We start from the raw sequence: 16,339 nt of genomic DNA on the forward strand, positions 1-16,339 counted from the left end.
TTGTAAATTTGCCGTGCCTAGGCCAGAAGCGAATTGTTAGACTGCCTGCCATTCCAAAAAGGAATTCAGGCGATGGAATTCAAGCAGCTACGCAGCTTTGTCGAAGTGGTTCATCGCGGTGGTTTTACCCAGGCCGCGCAGACGCTGAATATCAGCCAATCAGCGGTGAGCAAGCAGGTGGCTCAGCTGGAGGATGACATCGGCCAGCAACTGCTCGAACGGCAGGGCTCGCAGATGCACCTGACCGCCGCGGGGCGCATCGTACTTGAGCGCGGCGAAGCGCTGCTGCGCCAGCGCCAGGAGCTGTTGAGCGAGCTGGATGATTTGAGCCAGATGCACCGGGGCGAGCTGCGCCTGGGCCTGCCACTGCTGGGCAGTGATGCGCTGTTTGCCGGGCTGTTCGCCGAGTACCGGCGGCGCCACCCGAACATCGTCATTCATCTGCTCGAAGGCGGCAGCCGCACCATTGAGCAGGCGGTACGCAGCGGCGAGCTGGAGCTGGGCGGCAGCCTGACGCCGAATGACGATGGCTTCGCCTTTCAGCCCTTCTGCAACGAGCCGCTGGATGCCCTACTGCCCGCCGGACACGCCCTGGCAGGCTTGACCGAGGTTGACCTGGGCCAACTGGCCGAGACGCCGTTCTTGCTCTATCAGCGCAGTTTCGTCCTCAACGACCGCCTGCTCAGCGCCTGCCAGCAGCTGGGTTTCACCCCCAAGGAAGGCGGGCGCAGCGGTCAGGCGGACTTTCTCGCGGCACTGGTGGCAGCAGGCCAAGGCGTGGTGCTGCTGCCGCGGGTGGTCGCCCGCGCACTGGAGCGCCCTGGGGTGGTCCGTCTGCCATTACTGGCCCCCGAGGCGCTGCGCTGGGACATTGCCTTTATCTGGCGCCGCGGCGCGTATCTGTCACGGGCAGCGCAAGCCTGGCTGGCATTGCTGCGCGAGCAAGCTTAGGCCTTCAGTGCGGCGGCCAGCTCGGCCAACCACGGCTCGGCGTCAGCCTCCGGGGTGACCGTTTCGCTGGCATCCAGACGCAGCATCGGCAGCACTTCGTGCACACCCAGTTCGGCAAACAGCTCGCGCATCTGCTCGCCGCCGCCGCAGTAGGTGTCGCCATAGCTGGAGTCGCCCAGGCCGATCACTGCGCCGGGCAGGCCGCGCCATGCCGCTGGCAGGCTGTCGCGAATAGCGCAGAACAGCGGCATAAGGTTATCCGGCAGCTCACCCATGCCGGTAGTCGAGGTGACAGCCAGCAGGGCTTGCGGGGCAAAGCCTTCGATGTCGGCCAGGCTGGCCCGCGCCGCGTACCAGGCTTCAAGGCCAGCGGCTTTGAGCAACGCCTCGGCATGACGGGCAACTTCTTCGGCGGTGCCGTACACTGAACCGGAAATAATGACGACTTTCATCTGCGGGAGGATTCCGAAACTGAGTAAAAACGTAGGATACTAGCATCCTGCAATGGCAAAAGGCCGCTTGAGGCGTAAGTCGCCGCTATTCAATCTCTGGTCCGCATATGATCAACGCTCAACTGCTGCAATCGATGGTCGATGCCTCCAATGACGGCATCGTGGTCTGTGAACAGGAAGGTGACGACACCATCCTGATCTACGTGAACGCCGCCTTCGAGCGCCTGACCGGCTTCAGTCGCGACGAAATCCTCTATCAGGACTGCCGCTTTCTGCAGGGCAATGACCGCGACCAACTGGCCCGCGCACGCATCCGCAAGGCCATGCTCGACGGCAAACCGTGCCGCGAAGTGTTGCTCAACTACCGCAAGGACGGCAGCCGGTTCTGGAATGAGTTGTCTATCACGCCGGTGTACAACGAAGCCGACCAGCGCCGCTATTTCATTGGCATCCAGAAGGACGTCAGCCGCCAGGTCGAACTGCAGCGCAGCCTGGAACAATGCCAGGCGCAGCTCGCCGATCTGAAATCCGAGCTGCTTAAATGAACCAACCGCCGCCGCCGCTGTCCATCCTGTCACTGTTGAAAAAATCGCCACATTCGGATGCGACCATGCAAGCAGATACCCTGCTCACTCAGGCCGAGATGAGCTTCATCCAAGATTTGCAGCATTCGCCGCAGCTGAACTTGGCTGACCCTATGTCCGGTCTGCTGGTCAACGGCGATCGCCAGTTGCAGACCTTGCTGACGCGCCTTGCGGCCAGTGATCAGGTTACCTTGCAGGCGCATTTCAACAACCAGCAGATCAGCTTTCCGCTGCAACTGGTCGAAGACGAATTCCACGCCCTGCATCTGCAACTCGGCTCTCCGGAAATCTACGAAGACGGCCCGCAATTACGCCCGTGGCGCTTGTCACTCGAAGAACCCTCGGCGCTGCTTGAAAGCAAAGACAAACGCAGCAACCTGTGGGTCCGGGACATCTCGTTCAAGGGTGTGTTGCTTGAAGTGCGCGGCCTGAAACAGGCGCCCAAGCGCTTCGACCTGAGCTTTGCCCCTGACGGCATTGCGCCGATCGGCCTGCACGGCGTGCTGCGGCGGCGTATCGGTGCAAACCTAGCCGCGTACGACCTCAGCCGCAGCCCGGCAGAAGAGATCGAGCGCTTGCGCGAATACATCCTCCAGGCCCACCGCAGCGCCCATCCCGAACTGCACGCTTAAGCTTCAAGTATCGAGCTGACCGGCCAGATACTGGCGCAAGCGTCGGCGCATCAGGCTGACCTCGGCTCCCAGGCAGACCACCGCACTGCCGGCCAGCGTGTCGTGAGCAAACTCCGCCGCCTCCCCTGCCAGCAGTAACGGGCAACCCAAGCCCAAACGTGCCAGGCGCTTACCCAACTCGGCAGTTGGCCGCTGATTGGAGAACAGCACCACCGCATCCGGCTCCAGCTGCCGACAGATCAGCGCCAGCTCCTGCAGCGGCTGACTGGCCGGCAGCAGTACCACGCCGATTTCTTCGCTGCCGAGCAGCAGCCCGGCCACCAGCAACTCCAGCTCCTGCAACGCGGTTGACAGCGGCGCCAGCACGACGCGCTGGCGCCGCGGTGCCCGCGCCAGCTGGAGGCGCATCAGCACCCGCCCGCGCAAGAACTGGTCGAGAAAACCCCACTCACTGGCATGACCAAAACCGCGCGGCGCCGCGCGCAGCGTGTGCCAAACCGGCATGAATATGTCGTTGAAGACCTGCTCCTGGGTAGTACTGGCAAATACCTGATCGAACAAACGATCGAGCCCAGCGCCGTCAAAGCACTGTACTGCCTCGCGCACCTGGGTACGCCACCTGGCCAGGTCATCGGCATTGCTTGCAGCACTGCTGTCCTGCGCCAGCGCCTGGCCACGGGCGAGAATGCTGCCGACCTTGCTCACCGCCACGCCGCGCTCAAGCCAGCCGAGAATGCTGCGTACCGCGTCGACGTCGGCCTGCGAGTACAAGCGGTGGCCGCTGTCGGTGCGAGTTGGCTGGATCAGGCCGTAACGACGCTCCCAGGCACGTAGCGTCACCGGGTTGACCCCGGTCAGGCGCGAAACCTCGCGGATTGGAAACAGCTCTTGGTGGTCCAGATCGGCTATAGGGAGTGCCTGCTCGTTCATGCGTGGTGAAAACCCGGATTTGATTAAACAAAGCACATTCTACGCCGGGACGGGCAAACAAATAACCAACCGTTCGCCCGCTGACACTGACGAGTCACAGTTTATCCGCGATAATCCGCGCCTGATTCTTGCATGCATGCCTGCGTCGCCCACCACCCCGGGCGCGCAAGCCTAAGGGCCGGCTACCCGCCAGCCCTGTCGCCAGGAGATACACAATGTCTACCCCACCCGTAACCCTGATGGTGTCGCGCCGCGCCGCCCATGGCCGCTACCAGGACCTGCTGACCTGGCTGCATGAAGGCGAGCAGCTGGCCACTGACTTCACCGGCTACCTCGGCTCGGGCATCCTCGCCCCGCCCGGTGATGGCGACGAATTCCAGATCATATTCCGTTTCACCAGCGAGCAGACCATGCACGCCTGGGAGCATTCGGCCTCGCGCCGCGCCTGGCTGCAACGCGGCGACGGCCTGTTCGAACGCCCCAGGGAGCAGCGCGTCAGCGGCATCGACGACTGGTTCGGCGCCAATACAGTGCAAAAGCCGCCGCGCTGGAAGCAGGCCGTGGCAATCTGGCTGGCGTTCTTCCCGGTCTCGCTATTGTTCAACCTGATCTTCGGCCACTGGCTCGGCGCACTCGACCTGCTGCCACGGGTGCTGCTCAGCACGTTGGGCCTGACGCCAGTCATGGTCTATGTATTCATCCCGCTGTCGACGCGGCTGCTGGCCAGCTGGCTACACCCGGCGCCAGCCGCCAGCGCAGAGCCCACGCGCGGGCTGCGCAGCGGCTGAGGCGCACCCCAGAGGGAAGCAGTTCGGGTATGCTGGGGCATCACTGCCTGCACAGACAAGTAGACCGCCCTGAACATGAACAGCCCCATTCTGATCACCGGAGCCAGCCAACGCGTAGGGCTGGCTCTGGCACTTGAACTGGCACAGGCCGGCCATACGGTGGTCGCTGCCAGTCGCCATGTCCATGCGCAATCTGCGCACCCCAACATCGTCCAGTTTCGCGCCGATCTGTGCCAGCAGGCCGACCGCGACGCCCTGATCGATCACTTGAGCAGCCACTACAACGGCCTGCGGGCGATCATCCACAACGCCTCGGTGTGGCTGGATGACGACCTGGTCAATCTTGAGCTGATGTTCCGCCTGCACGTCGAGGCGCCCTATCACCTCAACCTGGCCCTGGGCGACATGCTGCGCAAGGTCGACAAGGCCGACATCATCCACATCTGTGACGAAACCTCCTCGCGCGGCAGCAAGAGCCATATCGGCTACGCCGCGACCAAGGCCGCGCTGCAGAACATGGTGTTGTCGTTTGCCGAAAAGTACGCGCCGACGGTGCGCGTCAACGGTATCCTGCCGGGGTTGTTGATCCTCAAGGAAGGCGGCGACGAAGCCTACCGCCAGCAGACCCTGAAAAAAGCCCTGCTGGAATTCGAACCCGGCGCCGGGCCGCTGATCGAGGCTGTCAAGTACCTGCTCGACAGCCACTACAGCACCGGCAGCCAGGTGGTCATCAACGGTGGCCGCCACCTGAAGAACCGCATGATCTGAGAGAAGCCCATGACCCCACAACAACAGCTCGAACTCGAGGCCGCCGCGTTTCGCCGGCTGGTCGATCACCTGCAAAAACGCACCGACGTGCAGAACATCGACCTGATGAACCTGTCCGGTTTCTGCCGCAACTGCCTGTCCAAGTGGTACAAGGCGGCTGCCGATGAGCAGCAGGTAGACATCAGCCTGGATGACGCCCGCGAAGCGGTGTACGGCATGCCCTACGCCGAATGGAAAGCCCAATACCAGAAAGAAGCCAGCGCCGAACAGCAAGCGGCGTTCGAACAAGGAAAACCCCGTGACTGACTTGAACACCCTGCGCGCCAGCCTCGAAAGCGGCGAACACGCCTTTGCCGACACCCTTGCCTTCATCGCCGAGCACTACAGCTATCAGCCGCAGGCGTTTACTAACGGTAACGTGGAAAACGCCGCCGGGCAGAACGAAGGCTCGTGCAAGACCCTCGGCATGGCCGCGCTGGAAGGCTTGAGCGACCGCGAAGCGTTGCTGGCCTTTGGTGAGCATTACCGCAGCGTGGTCGCCACGCCAGATGGCAGCGACCACGGCAATATCCGTGCGTTGATCGCGTATGGCCTGGCTGGGGTGAAGTTCGCCCAGCAGCCGCTCAAGCGCCTGGCTTGATGACAATGGGGCTGCCTGCGTAGCCCCTTTGCTTGCGGCGTCAGCGCAGCCGCTGGCCGGGCGTGCTCGGTGACAGCTGGCCGTGTTGCAACCATTCCAGTGCAATCGGCCACAGCGTCTGCCTGAATCGGTCATGAAAGAAGGCAAAGTGGCCGATCTCGGCGACGCGTAGGTCTGCCGGGGCAATCCGCAGATGCGCGGGTTGCGCCTCGCTCAGATAAGCCAGTAAACGCTCGGTAGCAGCCACCGTACCGAACGGGTCATCGCTCAAGCTGATCGCCAATGTTGCCGCGCGCACCTGAGCGAATGGCTTAGCCGCCAGCAAGCGCCCGCTAGGACGCTGTTCGTACGCAGGCGTGGGCGTACTCCAGTCAGCGACAACCCCGGCCGGGGTATCTTCCAGCCAACCCAGGCGCTTGCCCGGGAAATAGCCCATCACCTTGGTCAGCAGCGGCATTGCCACATGCCATTTAGCCAACAAGCGCCAGCGCTGCGCCACGGCATAGTCGCGCCAATAGGCAAACTGCGCACCGACCATCACCACCCGCCGCACCTTCTGCGCCGAGGGCGCCAGGCCTACCGCCCAACCGCCGAAGCTGTGCCCGACCACATCCACTGGCTGCCTGGGGAAGTGCTCGGCCGCATACTGCAGCATTGCCTCGAAATCCAGTTGCCCCCAATCGCTCCATGACGCCGTGAAGCCACGCAACGACGGCGGCCGTGATTCGCCGATGCCGCGATAATCGAAGCACAGCACATCGCAGCCCTGGGCAAACAGGTAGTCGGCAAAACGCGAGTAGTAAGCGCAGCGCACCGAAGTGGCCGGGTTGATGATCACCAGCGGGCGCTGGGGATCAGGTCGAGCATGGCGCCAGACAAAACCGCCGAGGCTGTAGCCATCGGCGGCTTTGTGGCGCAGGGCGCTGGCGGGTTGGGTCAGGCTGCTCATGGCGGGCTCTTTGTTGGAGTCCGCTCACGCTAGCAAAATTTCAGCCCCACGCCATCACCAAACACACGCTTTGCAGATTACAGCTGAACGCAGTCGAACTGGACGTCGGTCGCCACGTCTGCGTCGTAGTCGACGTCAGCGCGCTCGAAGCCGAACAGGTTGAGGAACTGCTTCTTGTAACCGGCGTAGTCGGTCATTTCGAACAGGTTCTCGGTGGTCACTTGTGGCCACAGGGCCTTGCACGCGTCCTGGACATCGTCGCGCAGTTCCCAGTCGTCCAGGCGCAGGCGGCCTTTTTCGTCGACTTCAGCCGGCGCGCCGTCTTCTCGGAACAAGCGGTCGCGGAACATGCGATCGAGCTGGTCCTGGGTGCCTTCGTGCAGACCCTTTTCCTGCATGATCTTGAACACCATCGACAGGTACAGCGGCATTACCGGGATCGCCGAGCTGGCCTGGGTGACCACCGACTTGAGCACGGCAACGTTGGCGCCGCCCTTGATCTCGCTGGCGAGCTTCTGGTCCAGGCGCAGGGCAGTGTCGTCCAGGTCCTGCTTGGCCTTGCCCAGTGCACCGTGCCAGTAGATCGGCCAGGTGATTTCGGTGCCGATGTAGCTGAACGCGACGGTACGCGCCTGCTCGGCCAGCACGCCGGCATCAGCCAGAGCGTCGATCCACAACTGCCAGTCCTGACCACCCATGACGGTGATGGTGTCGGCGATTTCCTGCTCGGTGGCCGGCTCGATCGAGGCTTCGGTGATCACGTCTTTGTTGGTGTCGATGGCAGTCGACTTGTACGGCTGGCCGATTGGTTTGAGCGACGAGCGAATCACTTCGCCAGTCTGTGGCAGCTTGCGCACAGGCGAGGCCAGCGAGTAGATGACCAGGTCAACCTTGCCGCCCATTTCGTTCTTGATCAGCTCGATGACCTTGGCGCGGGCTTCATCGGAGAAGGCGTCACCGTTGATCGACTTGCTGTACAGGCCTTCAGCCTTGGCGAACTTGTCGAATGCAGCAGCGTTGTACCAGCCGGCGGTGCCTGGCTTGGTTTCGGTGCCTGGCTTTTCGAAGAACACGCCGAGGGTATCGGCTTTGAAGCCGAAGGCTGCAGTGATGCGTGCTGCCAGGCCGTAGCCGCTGGAAGCACCGATCACCAAGACCTTTTTCGGACCATCATCGCGCACGCCCAGCTTGCGGGTGGCTTCGATCTGGTCACGGACGTTGAGCTCGCAGCCCTTCGGATGGGTCGTGGTGCAGATGAAACCGCGAACCTTGGGATGAATGATGGCCAATGTCTGTACCTCGTCAGGTTTAGGCTAGGGAGCCGCGCCGCGCGGGCCGGTTCCGTTTGATCTGAGGGTGAGACTACCCCCGCAAGTTATCCGACACATATTACGGGCTGACGGGGGGTGGTTCCAACCGCAGATCGCCCCAGCTGCTCACGCAGCCACCGCATGAACGCCCGCGCCAGCGGGTCATCCTGGCTGTCGCGGTGCACCAGGCACGCCCACGCCGGGCCCCTGACCCGCTGCGCCGACAACGCCTGCAGTAAACCCTGCGCCACTGCACGTTGGGCCAGCAACTGGCTGACCAAGGCCACGCCCAGGCCCTCGCAGGCAGCAGCCAGGAGCAAGCCCGGATCAGAGAAGTTCAGCCCCTTGCCCCGTGCAGCTCAACATTGACGCCATTGCCGATGGTCGCGGAGGCATTCACTGCGTCACTCATCAGTGTCCGGCCGTTTGAAGGAGTGATTGATTTGCTTTCCAGATCAATGGCAAAGAAAAACAAACTTAACAAATGAACCGTTTGCACCGATGCTGGGTGACACTGCGTCGCCTCGTCGCGCTACCTTCATCGGAGAACAACAACATGCATGAAGTCGTCATCGTCGCCGCCACCCGCACCGCCATCGGCAGTTTCCAGGGCGCTCTGGCCAGCGTGCCGGCGGTCGATCTGGGCGCAGCAGTAATCAAGCGCCTGCTCGAACAGACCGGGCTCGACCCAGCACAAGTCGACGAGGTGATCCTTGGCCAGGTGCTGACCGCCGGTGCCGGGCAAAACCCGGCGCGTCAGGCTGCGGTCAAAGCCGGCCTGCCGTTCAGCGTGCCGGCGCTGACCCTGAACAAAGTCTGCGGCTCGGGCCTCAAGGCCCTGCACCTGGCGACCCAGGCGATCCGCTGCGGCGATGCCGAAGTAGTGATCGCCGGCGGCCAGGAGAACATGAGCCTGGCGCCCTACGTCATGCCCTCGGCCCGCACCGGTCAGCGCATGGGCCACGGCCAGTTGATCGACAGCATGATCAGCGACGGCCTGTGGGACGCCTTCAACGATTACCACATGGGCATCACTGCCGAGAACCTGGTCGACAAGTTCGACATCAGCCGTGAGCAGCAGGACGCCTTTGCCGCCGAATCCCAGCGCAAGGCCGTCGCCGCCATCGAAGCCGGGCGTTTCAAGGACGAGATCACACCCATCGTGCTGCCGCAGAAAAAGGGCGAGCCAAAGGTGGTCGAGCGCGACGAGCAACCCCGCCCCGAATCCACCGCCGAAGCACTGGCCAAACTGCGCCCGGCGTTCAAGAAAGACGGCAGCGTCACCGCCGGCAACGCCTCCAGCCTCAACGACGGCGCAGCGGCGGTACTGCTGATGAGCGCGGCCAAAGCCACCGAGCTGGGCCTGCCGGTGCTGGCCAGGATTGCCAGCTACGCCAGTGCTGGGGTTGACCCGGCGATCATGGGCATTGGCCCGGTGTCGGCAACCCAGCGCTGCCTGGCCAAGGCCGGCTGGCAGTTGGCCGATCTGGACTTGATCGAAGCCAACGAAGCCTTCGCCGCGCAGGCGCTGGCGGTGGGCAAGTCGCTGGAATGGGATGCCGACAAGGTCAACGTCAACGGCGGCGCCATTGCCCTCGGTCACCCGATTGGTGCATCCGGTTGCCGCGTGCTGGTAACCCTGCTGCACGAGATGATCAAGCGTGATGCCAAAAAAGGCCTGGCGACCCTGTGCATCGGTGGTGGTCAGGGCGTGGCGCTGGCGATCGAGCGCTAGGTTGGCGATGTGTGAACCGGGCTGGCGGCGTGTGCCGGCAGCCTGGCTGCTCAAGAAGGTTCAGAAGCGCTCGTCAGCGATGGCTGGCAGAGTCAGCTCACGTACGTAGCTGGCTGGCGACAAGCTGAGCAATGTGCGCACCATCAGCACCACATCGTGCACCGGAATCAACTCCCCTGCACCGCGTGCTGCGGCTTCGGCCAACGGCACTTCAAGGCCATCTTCGGTATTCAGATAGCCAAGATTGAGGCAGGTGACGCCGAGCTGTTGATCTCGGTAGCCTTCGCGCAGCGCTTCGGCGATACCGCGCAAGGCGAATTTCGATGCGCCAAAGGTAACTTCAGGGCGACCGCTCTGACTCAGGCCGGAGGTCGAGCCGGTGAGGATGATTCGCGGCGCTTGGCTGCGTAACAGAACCGGCAGCAGACGTTTGATCAGCAGGATTGTCGCGGTGATATTGCAGCTGACCATGTGCTCCAGCTGCTCATCATCGTCGCTTGAAAAACTGTAGCCGGCTTCGAACGCCTGCGTCTCCCACAAACCAAGGTTGTAGATCAGGGCATCGATACCGCCCGCCTCTACTGCATGTGCAATCTGCTGCGCCGCCAACTTGGGCTGGCCCATGTCCGCTGCGATCCACTGCACTGCAATGCCATCGCGAACCGGCAACGGTTCAGGCTGCGTGCGTGACACCCCGATCAGCGTATCGCCCGTTGCTCCCAGCCCGTCGATCAATGCCTTGCCCAGCCCTTTGCTGGCACCCACCACCAGAACTTTCATCCCAACACTCCCTGTAGGCCGGATGGCCGAGCGGCATCGAAACAGAACTCGGCAGGTGCGGCAAAGCCAGGTTGTATCTGGATATGAACAGTGGCTCGCCTGCTACGCGGCGCGAGCCTGGGCTAAGTCCGATTGGTTGAGCGCCTTGGTCAGCAGTGCTACCTGCTGGCACTTGTCAGCGGCGAGGGCGAGCTCATTGTTGCGCTCGGCATCGTCTTGCTCGTCAGCGCTATGCAGCAGTGGGCACGATGGCGCGACCCACAACCGGTCGCCCAGGCGCTCGGCGGCGAGGCGCAGTACGTGCAGCGCGTCGTCCAGGTTCCAGTGCCCGCTGTTGCGGCCACTGACTACGCCCAGCGAAAGCACCTTGTACGCCGGCAGGCGATCAAGAATGGTCGGGAATTGTTCAGGGGCCTGCACCAGGTCGATGTGCAGGCCGTCGACCGGGAGATTGGCGGCCAGGCCGAGGTTGGCGTTCAGGCCGCCAAAGTAGGTCGCGACCAGCTTTTTCAGCGGCGCACGCTGAAGGATGTTGTAAACCCGCTCGTAGGCATTCTTCCAGGACTGTGGCAGTTCCAGCGCCAGGATCGGTTCGTCGATCTGTACCCACTCCACACCTTGCGCAGCCAGCTGGTTGAGGATCTGGTCGTACAGCGGCAGCAGGCGATCGAGCAAGTCCAGTTTGTCGAAGTCGCCACCTTGGCATTCACCCAGCCACAGGTAAGTCAGCGGGCCGAGCACGACTGGCTTGACCGCATGGCCGAGCGCTTTGGCCTCGTTTACCTCTTCAAGCAGTTGCTCCCAGTTCAAAGCGAACTGCTGATCAACGCTGAGCTGCGGGGCCAGGTGGTGGCTGTTGCGGTCGAACCACTGTGTCAGCTCCAGCGCGTGGTCGCTGACTGGCAGCAGCTCGATGCCTGCGTCTGTCTGCAGCTGCCAGTGCTTGGCACGCAACTCACGGCCCACCGCACGCAGGCCGGCTTCATCCAGCGCGCCCGTGAGGAACGCCTGCTGGGCCTTCTTCAGTTCGGGATCGCAGCCGATGCGTGGAAAGCCGAGATTGTGTGCCAGTGCCATGAGAGGTGTTCCTTGCCGTTGAATTTCAATGGGGCAAGTCTGTGGGAGATGCGATGCTGAGACAAACTCATATAATTTATGATCATCTCAAGAAATTCTCATACAGCGCTTTGACGTACACCGACTTGAGATTGGCCCAGCCGCGCCATGGCATGTCTTTTCCACACCTGTCACCAGCGCAATCAGACAAGCCAACCTCACCCATCTGCCGCACAATGCCGGCCAGATCCACTGCCGCTGCCGAGCCCCGCATGAGCCTGCTGAAAACCGCGCTGCATGAGCACGCCTTCGTCTGCATCATGGAATTCGTGCCCAAGCCCTCTGCCGAGCGCTTCGCCGCGCTTGAAGCGATCATGGCCCGCAAACAGCTGTGCGGCTGGCCACTGACCGTGTCCATCGGCGACCGCGTCGGCAGCCCGTTAGATATGTCACCGCTGGACGCCTTCAATTCGCTCGCCACACCCGTACCCGCCCTGCTGCATTTCTCCGGTAAGGCCCGTGAGCGCCATGACCTGCTCAGCCAGCTGCAACACATGGATGCCGCCGGCCTCGACCAGTTGCTGATACTCACCGGCGACCGCTTGCCCGGGCACACGCCCGGCCAACAGCCCGTGCGCTACCTCGAGTCCGTCCCCGCCCTGCAGATCGCCCGCCAGGCCCGCCCCAACTGGCTGCTCGGTGCAGCCCTGAACCCGTTCAAGTACCGTGAAGAAGAAGGCGCTGCGCAGTATCTCAAGGCAGAGAAAAAGCTCAGTGCCGGTGCTGACTTCCTCACCCTGCAGCTCGGCTACGACGATCAAAAACATCAGGAAGCGCTGCAGTGGATGGCTCGTCAGCGCACACCGAAACCGCTGATCGCCTGCCTTATGGCGCTCACCCACGGGCGCGCGCAGATGCTCGAACACGTTGCCGGCGCCGTCGTCACTCCGTCCATGCGCGACGTGCTCGCGGCTGAGCTGGCAGTGTCCAAAGCGTATGCCCAGGCGCGCAGTATTCAGCGGCTGGCGTTGCAGGTGGTCGGTTTGAAATTGATGGGCTATGCCGGCGTGCACCTGTCCGGAGTGCATGAGCTTGCCCAGTTGCAAACGCTCGAGCGTGAACTGGGGCAAGTGCTGGCAAGTGTTTACACCCTTGAACAATGGGCGCCTGCCTGGACTGCCAGCTGGCAGATGCCGGACCTGCCCGCAGTGACCTTCACCCCGCCCGGCGCGGACTGGCGGCTTGGCCAGTCACGGGTCAGCGCCAGCCCGCGGGAGCGGGTTCGCTATCGCTTGTTGTCGGGCATGCACGGGTTTTTGTTCGACCACGAGAACTGGGCCAGTCGTGCGTTTGGCTGGGCGGTGACCAGACCTTTGTGGGCGACACCTGGCGCCGCACGCCTGCTGCATGGCCTTGAGCGCGGCGTCAAAAGGCCCTTGGTGGGTTGCGACACCTGCGGCAGTTGTCGCCTGCAAGACACGCTTTATATCTGCCCAGAATCCTGCCCCAAAGGTCTCGCCAACGGCCCCTGCGGCGGCACCTCGCTGAACCGCTGCGAGTTCGGTGATCGCGAGTGCGTGCATGGCGTGAAGTACCGCGTGGCGAAGACTGTGGGCGAGACCGATGTGCTGCGCGAGCGATTGATCCCCTGCGTCGAAGTCGAGAGCCGGCATCGCAGTTCGTGGCCGGTGTGGTTTCAGCCTGCGCCGGTGGTCAAGGTTGAGCCGGTTGCTGGGGTGGCTGCGGTGCGGCGGGCTGCTGGTTCGGAGTCTGTACGGCGTAAGACAGAGATTGCTGAGATGGATAACTGAGGCTGCCGACGAGTCACTCCAGCGGCGTACGCTTTTGACTCAATGCGCAATCGAAACGCCAGATGCGACAAGCGTGAGGCCTGGGCCCACGTTTAGCCCATTTACCAGCCGTGGCCGCTGGTACAGGTAGCGAGATAAACCTGTGACGAAAATGCCGATCAAGGCACCCCCCCTTTCAGCACAGCCCCATCTGCCGCAGGAACTCGCACACGCAGTGCAATCAGCAACGCGGCCAGCAGCATCAGCACGGCCGCCGCCACGAATACGCCTGCGCTGCCACCGAGGCTGAACATTGCCCCACCCGCTGCTGCGCCTGTGGCGATGGCCGACTGCACAGACGCTACCACCATGCCTCCAGCGCTCTCCGCTTGATCAGGGACCGCGCTGGCGACCCAGTTCGACCATGCCACCGGCACACCCCCAAAGGCCAGGCCCCAGACCGCCAGCAGTACAGCCTGCCCTGGCACCGAAGCTGGCAACAAGACCAGCGCCAGTGCCGCAACGCCTACCAACGCTGGCATCAACACCAGGGTGGCCAATGGGTGACGAGTGAGCATCCACCCGGCCACCAACGTGCCGACAAAGTTCGCTACACCAAAACCCAGCAACATCAGCGACAGGCCCTGCGGGCCAATGCCGGTCGTATCTTCGAGGAATGGCCGAATATACGTGAACATCGCGAAGTGGCCGCTGTGCACCAGCACACAACCGAACATTCCCATAGCAATGCCTGGGCGCTGCAACACTTCAAGCACCATACGCAGCCGTGCCGGCCGACGTGGCGCAAGGCTCGGCAGCGTAAGCGACTGGAAAACCAGGGTCACCACCCCCACCGCCGCCGCTGCAAAGAACGCACTGCGCCAGCCATAGAGCCCGCCCAGATAACTACCCAGCGGGACCGCGACCACCGTCCCGACGGCGATGCCGCTGAAAATGATCGAGAGCGCTCGCGGCAACAAAGCCACGGGCACCAAGCGCATCGCCACCGCTGCCGCCATGCTCCAAAACCCACCAAGCGCGACGCCGAGCAAGATACGCATCAACAACAGCACCGCGAAACTGGAGGAAACGGCGACCAGCAGGTTGGATGCGATCATCAACGTGGAAAACCCCAGCAACACCCAGCGCCGATCGATACTTCGAGTCAGGCCTGGCACCAACAGGCCAGCGAACAGCGCCACCACCGCTGTCACCGTTACCGCTTGGCCAGCCAGCGCTTCGGACACCCCCAGCTCGGTTGCCATCGGCGTCAACAGGCTGGCCGGAAGGTACTCAGCGGTCAGCAAGCCAAACACGCCCATCGCCAACGAGAATACGGCCATCCACGCTGGAGTTATGGGTTCTGCATACGGCGCGGCGCCGCGACGGCTGTCGGGTAAGGCATTGCATATAAGGTCAGTCACTTCATGGATCTCCCAATCTTCAATTGCGACCGGTAGTCTAGGCGCGAGAATCCGGATGATCTATGATCGAAAAACTCAACTTTTTGATTAAAACACCGGATCGATGTCGACAGACCAATTTGCCCTTTCTTCCGACCTCATCAACGAGCTGTTGCGCGGCATGCGCCTGCGCGGTGTCGAGTACCGCCGTATCCAGGCGGGCCCAGCCTTCGGCTTGGCCTTTGCTGCCAAACCCGGGCATGCTTGGTTCCACTTCCTGGCGGTCGGCAACGCGGTGCTACGTATGGAAGACGGGACGACCTATGCGCTGTCCGCCGGTAACGCCGTTTTCATCTGCCATGGCGCGGCCCATCACTTGCTCTCGCATACGCAGGTACCCGTGCAGGACATTGATCTGCTGGACGGCGAGCCTCTCGGCGAAACCGTAAGCGCGGTGGACACCGGAACCGATCCCGGCTCCATGCCGACCACGCTTTTGTTCAGTGGATGCATGGAATTCGAATTGGGCAGCCTCCATGGCCTTGGCAAGCTGATGCCTGGCCTGATGCTTATTGATGCCGGCGGCCAGCGTTACCCCGGGCTGGTGCCTATTCTCACCACCATGGAGCGCGAGGTCAGCGCCGCACGCGTTGGCTTCGCCGGCATCCTCGCGCGATTGGCCGATGTGGTCGCCGCCATGGTCGTTCGCGGTTGGGTCGAGTGCGCCTGCGGCAACGCCTCCGGCCTGGTTGCCGCTCTGCGCGATCCTCGGCTGGCAGGTGCACTTCTGGCGCTTCATCAGCAACCGGGCCGAGACTGGACCGTCGAGCAGTTGGCGGAGCAATGCAATACCTCCCGCTCGGTCTTTGCCGAGCGCTTCCAACTGACGATTGGCATGAGCCCACTGCGCTACGTTACCGAAGTGCGAATGCGGCTTGCCAGCCAGTGGCTCACGCTGGAAAGAGTACCTATTGAAGAGGTCGCGCAGCGGTTGGGCTATACGTCTCAGGCGGCCTTCAGTCGGGCGTTCAAGCGAGTTACGGGCACGACGCCTGGGTTGAGTCGCAGGTTGAGGCAGTTGGCTGCCACCTGAAGTTGAGGGGAATTAGTGCCGAGCCGGAAAGCACCGAATGTGTCTGCGGCTGCCAACTCCAACGCATCGGCGAAGACGTCAGCGAGAAATTGGATTACACGCCGGGGGTGTTCACAGTTGAGCTGCATGTGCGAGGCAAGTGGGCCTGCCGCCAGTGCGAAACACTCACCCAGGCGCCGGTGCCCGCCCAAGTGATCGACAAGGGCATCCCCACTGCCGGGCTGCTTGCACATGTGTTGGTGGCCAAGTTCTCCGACCATCTGCCGCTGTACCGGCAAGAAAGGATCTTTGGCCGAGCAGGCTTGGCCATCCCGCGTTCAACACTGGCTCAATGGGTAGGGCAAACCGGCGTGCAGCTCCAGCCCTTGGTGGATGCGCTGCGCGAAGCAGTGTTGACCCAACACGTTGTGCATGCTGATGAAACACCCGTACAGATGTTGGCACCAGGTGAGAAGAAAACGCACCGCGCGTAGAAAAA

At 62.6% G+C, this 16,339-nt stretch carries 16 protein-coding genes and 3 pseudogenes; 11 read left to right on the forward strand and 8 right to left on the reverse strand.

Annotated features, from left to right (window positions below; genetic code table 11):
• The first annotated feature begins 72 nt into the window (after window positions 1–72).
• Window positions 73–951 (forward strand): LysR family transcriptional regulator, encoded by an 879-nt coding sequence (locus tag FW789_RS14980; protein WP_103435992.1) that lies wholly within the window; start codon window positions 73–75, stop codon window positions 949–951.
• Here FW789_RS14980 and FW789_RS14985 read toward each other — a convergent pair.
• Entirely contained in the window at window positions 948–1,403 is a 456-nt protein-coding gene (locus FW789_RS14985; RefSeq protein ID WP_446431671.1) for a flavodoxin, read from the reverse strand. The two genes, FW789_RS14980 and FW789_RS14985, sit on opposite strands and share 4 nt — an antisense overlap.
• Window positions 1,404–1,510: 107 nt before the next feature.
• Here FW789_RS14985 and FW789_RS14990 point away from each other — a divergent pair, with 107 nt between their 5' ends.
• Entirely contained in the window at window positions 1,511–1,948 is a 438-nt protein-coding gene (locus FW789_RS14990) for a PAS domain-containing protein (protein ID WP_103435990.1), read from the forward strand.
• A gap of 65 nt (window positions 1,949–2,013) precedes the next feature.
• Window positions 2,014–2,619 (forward strand): hypothetical protein, encoded by a 606-nt coding sequence (locus FW789_RS14995; RefSeq protein ID WP_103438692.1) that lies wholly within the window; start codon window positions 2,014–2,016, stop codon window positions 2,617–2,619.
• A 3-nt stretch (window positions 2,620–2,622) separates the two neighbouring features.
• Here FW789_RS14995 and FW789_RS15000 read toward each other — a convergent pair whose 3' ends face one another.
• Window positions 2,623–3,549 carry a MerR family transcriptional regulator gene (locus FW789_RS15000; protein ID WP_103435989.1) on the reverse strand — a complete coding sequence of 309 codons (927 nt, stop codon included), beginning with the start codon at window positions 3,547–3,549 and terminating at the stop codon, window positions 2,623–2,625.
• Window positions 3,550–3,764: 215 nt separating this feature from the next.
• Here FW789_RS15000 and FW789_RS15005 point away from each other — a divergent pair, with 215 nt between their 5' ends.
• From FW789_RS15005 to FW789_RS15020, 4 genes are all read left to right on the forward strand, one after another.
• Window positions 3,765–4,337: an antibiotic biosynthesis monooxygenase gene (locus FW789_RS15005; RefSeq protein WP_207073591.1), complete on the forward strand. Its 573-nt coding sequence runs from the start codon at window positions 3,765–3,767 to the stop codon at window positions 4,335–4,337.
• A 75-nt stretch (window positions 4,338–4,412) separates the two neighbouring features.
• Window positions 4,413–5,105: a dihydromonapterin reductase gene (gene folM / locus FW789_RS15010; RefSeq protein ID WP_446431672.1), complete on the forward strand. Its 693-nt coding sequence runs from the start codon at window positions 4,413–4,415 to the stop codon at window positions 5,103–5,105.
• A 9-nt stretch (window positions 5,106–5,114) separates the two neighbouring features.
• The gene (locus FW789_RS15015; protein ID WP_103435986.1) at window positions 5,115–5,411 is read left to right on the forward strand and encodes a DUF1244 domain-containing protein; all 297 of its coding nucleotides are present in this window, start codon (window positions 5,115–5,117) and stop codon (window positions 5,409–5,411) included.
• Window positions 5,404–5,745: a HopJ type III effector protein gene (locus FW789_RS15020; protein ID WP_186701365.1), complete on the forward strand. Its 342-nt coding sequence runs from the start codon at window positions 5,404–5,406 to the stop codon at window positions 5,743–5,745. Before FW789_RS15015 ends, FW789_RS15020 begins: the two co-directional genes overlap by 8 nt.
• A gap of 40 nt (window positions 5,746–5,785) precedes the next feature.
• Here the strand turns inward: FW789_RS15020 and FW789_RS15025 are convergent, their stop codons facing one another.
• From FW789_RS15025 to FW789_RS15035, 3 genes and pseudogenes are all read right to left on the reverse strand, one after another.
• Window positions 5,786–6,694 carry an alpha/beta hydrolase family protein gene (locus tag FW789_RS15025; protein ID WP_186701364.1) on the reverse strand — a complete coding sequence of 303 codons (909 nt, stop codon included), beginning with the start codon at window positions 6,692–6,694 and terminating at the stop codon, window positions 5,786–5,788.
• 77 nt (window positions 6,695–6,771) lie between these two features.
• Window positions 6,772–7,983 carry an enoyl-ACP reductase FabV gene (fabV, locus tag FW789_RS15030; protein ID WP_186701363.1) on the reverse strand — a complete coding sequence of 404 codons (1,212 nt, stop codon included), beginning with the start codon at window positions 7,981–7,983 and terminating at the stop codon, window positions 6,772–6,774.
• A gap of 86 nt (window positions 7,984–8,069) precedes the next feature.
• Window positions 8,070–8,357: pseudogene (locus FW789_RS15035) on the reverse strand (LysR substrate-binding domain-containing protein); the annotation flags it as partial.
• 203 nt (window positions 8,358–8,560) lie between these two features.
• Between FW789_RS15035 and FW789_RS15040 the strand changes: the two are divergent.
• Window positions 8,561–9,739 carry an acetyl-CoA C-acetyltransferase gene (locus tag FW789_RS15040; RefSeq protein WP_186701362.1) on the forward strand — a complete coding sequence of 393 codons (1,179 nt, stop codon included), beginning with the start codon at window positions 8,561–8,563 and terminating at the stop codon, window positions 9,737–9,739.
• Window positions 9,740–9,799: 60 nt separating this feature from the next.
• On the opposite strand, the gene FW789_RS15045 is transcribed toward FW789_RS15040, so the two are convergent.
• Together FW789_RS15045 and FW789_RS15050 are read right to left on the reverse strand one after the other, a co-directional pair.
• Window positions 9,800–10,519, reverse strand: a complete 720-nt coding sequence (locus FW789_RS15045; protein ID WP_103435981.1) for an SDR family NAD(P)-dependent oxidoreductase — start codon at window positions 10,517–10,519, stop codon at window positions 9,800–9,802.
• A gap of 108 nt (window positions 10,520–10,627) precedes the next feature.
• Window positions 10,628–11,596 (reverse strand): annotated as a pseudogene (locus tag FW789_RS15050) (5-methyltetrahydropteroyltriglutamate--homocysteine S-methyltransferase); the annotation flags it as partial.
• Between the two features lie 251 nt (window positions 11,597–11,847).
• Here FW789_RS15050 and FW789_RS15055 point away from each other — a divergent pair.
• Complete coding sequence (locus FW789_RS15055; protein WP_446431673.1) at window positions 11,848–13,386, forward strand: methylenetetrahydrofolate reductase C-terminal domain-containing protein; 1,539 nt, start codon at window positions 11,848–11,850, stop codon at window positions 13,384–13,386.
• A 158-nt stretch (window positions 13,387–13,544) separates the two neighbouring features.
• Here FW789_RS15055 and FW789_RS15060 read toward each other — a convergent pair whose 3' ends face one another.
• Window positions 13,545–14,708: an MFS transporter gene (locus FW789_RS15060; protein ID WP_446431707.1), complete on the reverse strand. Its 1,164-nt coding sequence runs from the start codon at window positions 14,706–14,708 to the stop codon at window positions 13,545–13,547.
• Between the two features lie 184 nt (window positions 14,709–14,892).
• On the opposite strand from FW789_RS15060, the gene FW789_RS15065 reads away from it, so the two are divergent.
• Window positions 14,893–15,861, forward strand: coding sequence for an AraC family transcriptional regulator (locus tag FW789_RS15065; RefSeq protein ID WP_101316326.1), 969 nt, complete (start codon window positions 14,893–14,895; stop codon window positions 15,859–15,861).
• Window positions 15,862–15,872: 11 nt separating this feature from the next.
• Window positions 15,873–16,331, forward strand: a pseudogene (tnpC, locus tag FW789_RS15070) (IS66 family transposase); the annotation flags it as partial.
• Window positions 16,332–16,339: the final 8 nt, after the last annotated feature.

The sequence above is a fragment of the Pseudomonas sp. 1121_17 genome (assembly GCF_052850745.1).

What these genes read in the sequence shown, in the direction of transcription:
- FW789_RS14980 (WP_103435992.1), top strand. Translation starts at nt 73, where the DNA reads ATGGAATTCAAGCAGCTACGCAGCTTTGTCGAAGTGGTTCATCGCGGT.
- FW789_RS14985 (WP_446431671.1), bottom strand. Translation starts at nt 1,403, where the DNA reads ATGAAAGTCGTCATTATTTCCGGTTCAGTGTACGGCACCGCCGAAGAA.
- FW789_RS14990 (WP_103435990.1), top strand. Translation starts at nt 1,511, where the DNA reads ATGATCAACGCTCAACTGCTGCAATCGATGGTCGATGCCTCCAATGAC.
- FW789_RS14995 (WP_103438692.1), top strand. Translation starts at nt 2,014, where the DNA reads ATGCAAGCAGATACCCTGCTCACTCAGGCCGAGATGAGCTTCATCCAA.
- FW789_RS15000 (WP_103435989.1), bottom strand. Translation starts at nt 3,549, where the DNA reads ATGAACGAGCAGGCACTCCCTATAGCCGATCTGGACCACCAAGAGCTG.
- FW789_RS15005 (WP_207073591.1), top strand. Translation starts at nt 3,765, where the DNA reads ATGTCTACCCCACCCGTAACCCTGATGGTGTCGCGCCGCGCCGCCCAT.
- folM (WP_446431672.1), top strand. Translation starts at nt 4,413, where the DNA reads ATGAACAGCCCCATTCTGATCACCGGAGCCAGCCAACGCGTAGGGCTG.
- FW789_RS15015 (WP_103435986.1), top strand. Translation starts at nt 5,115, where the DNA reads ATGACCCCACAACAACAGCTCGAACTCGAGGCCGCCGCGTTTCGCCGG.
- FW789_RS15025 (WP_186701364.1), bottom strand. Translation starts at nt 6,694, where the DNA reads ATGAGCAGCCTGACCCAACCCGCCAGCGCCCTGCGCCACAAAGCCGCC.
- FW789_RS15040 (WP_186701362.1), top strand. Translation starts at nt 8,561, where the DNA reads ATGCATGAAGTCGTCATCGTCGCCGCCACCCGCACCGCCATCGGCAGT.
- FW789_RS15045 (WP_103435981.1), bottom strand. Translation starts at nt 10,519, where the DNA reads ATGAAAGTTCTGGTGGTGGGTGCCAGCAAAGGGCTGGGCAAGGCATTG.
- FW789_RS15055 (WP_446431673.1), top strand. Translation starts at nt 11,848, where the DNA reads ATGAGCCTGCTGAAAACCGCGCTGCATGAGCACGCCTTCGTCTGCATC.
- FW789_RS15060 (WP_446431707.1), bottom strand. Translation starts at nt 14,708, where the DNA reads ATGGCCGTATTCTCGTTGGCGATGGGCGTGTTTGGCTTGCTGACCGCT.
- FW789_RS15065 (WP_101316326.1), top strand. Translation starts at nt 14,893, where the DNA reads ATGTCGACAGACCAATTTGCCCTTTCTTCCGACCTCATCAACGAGCTG.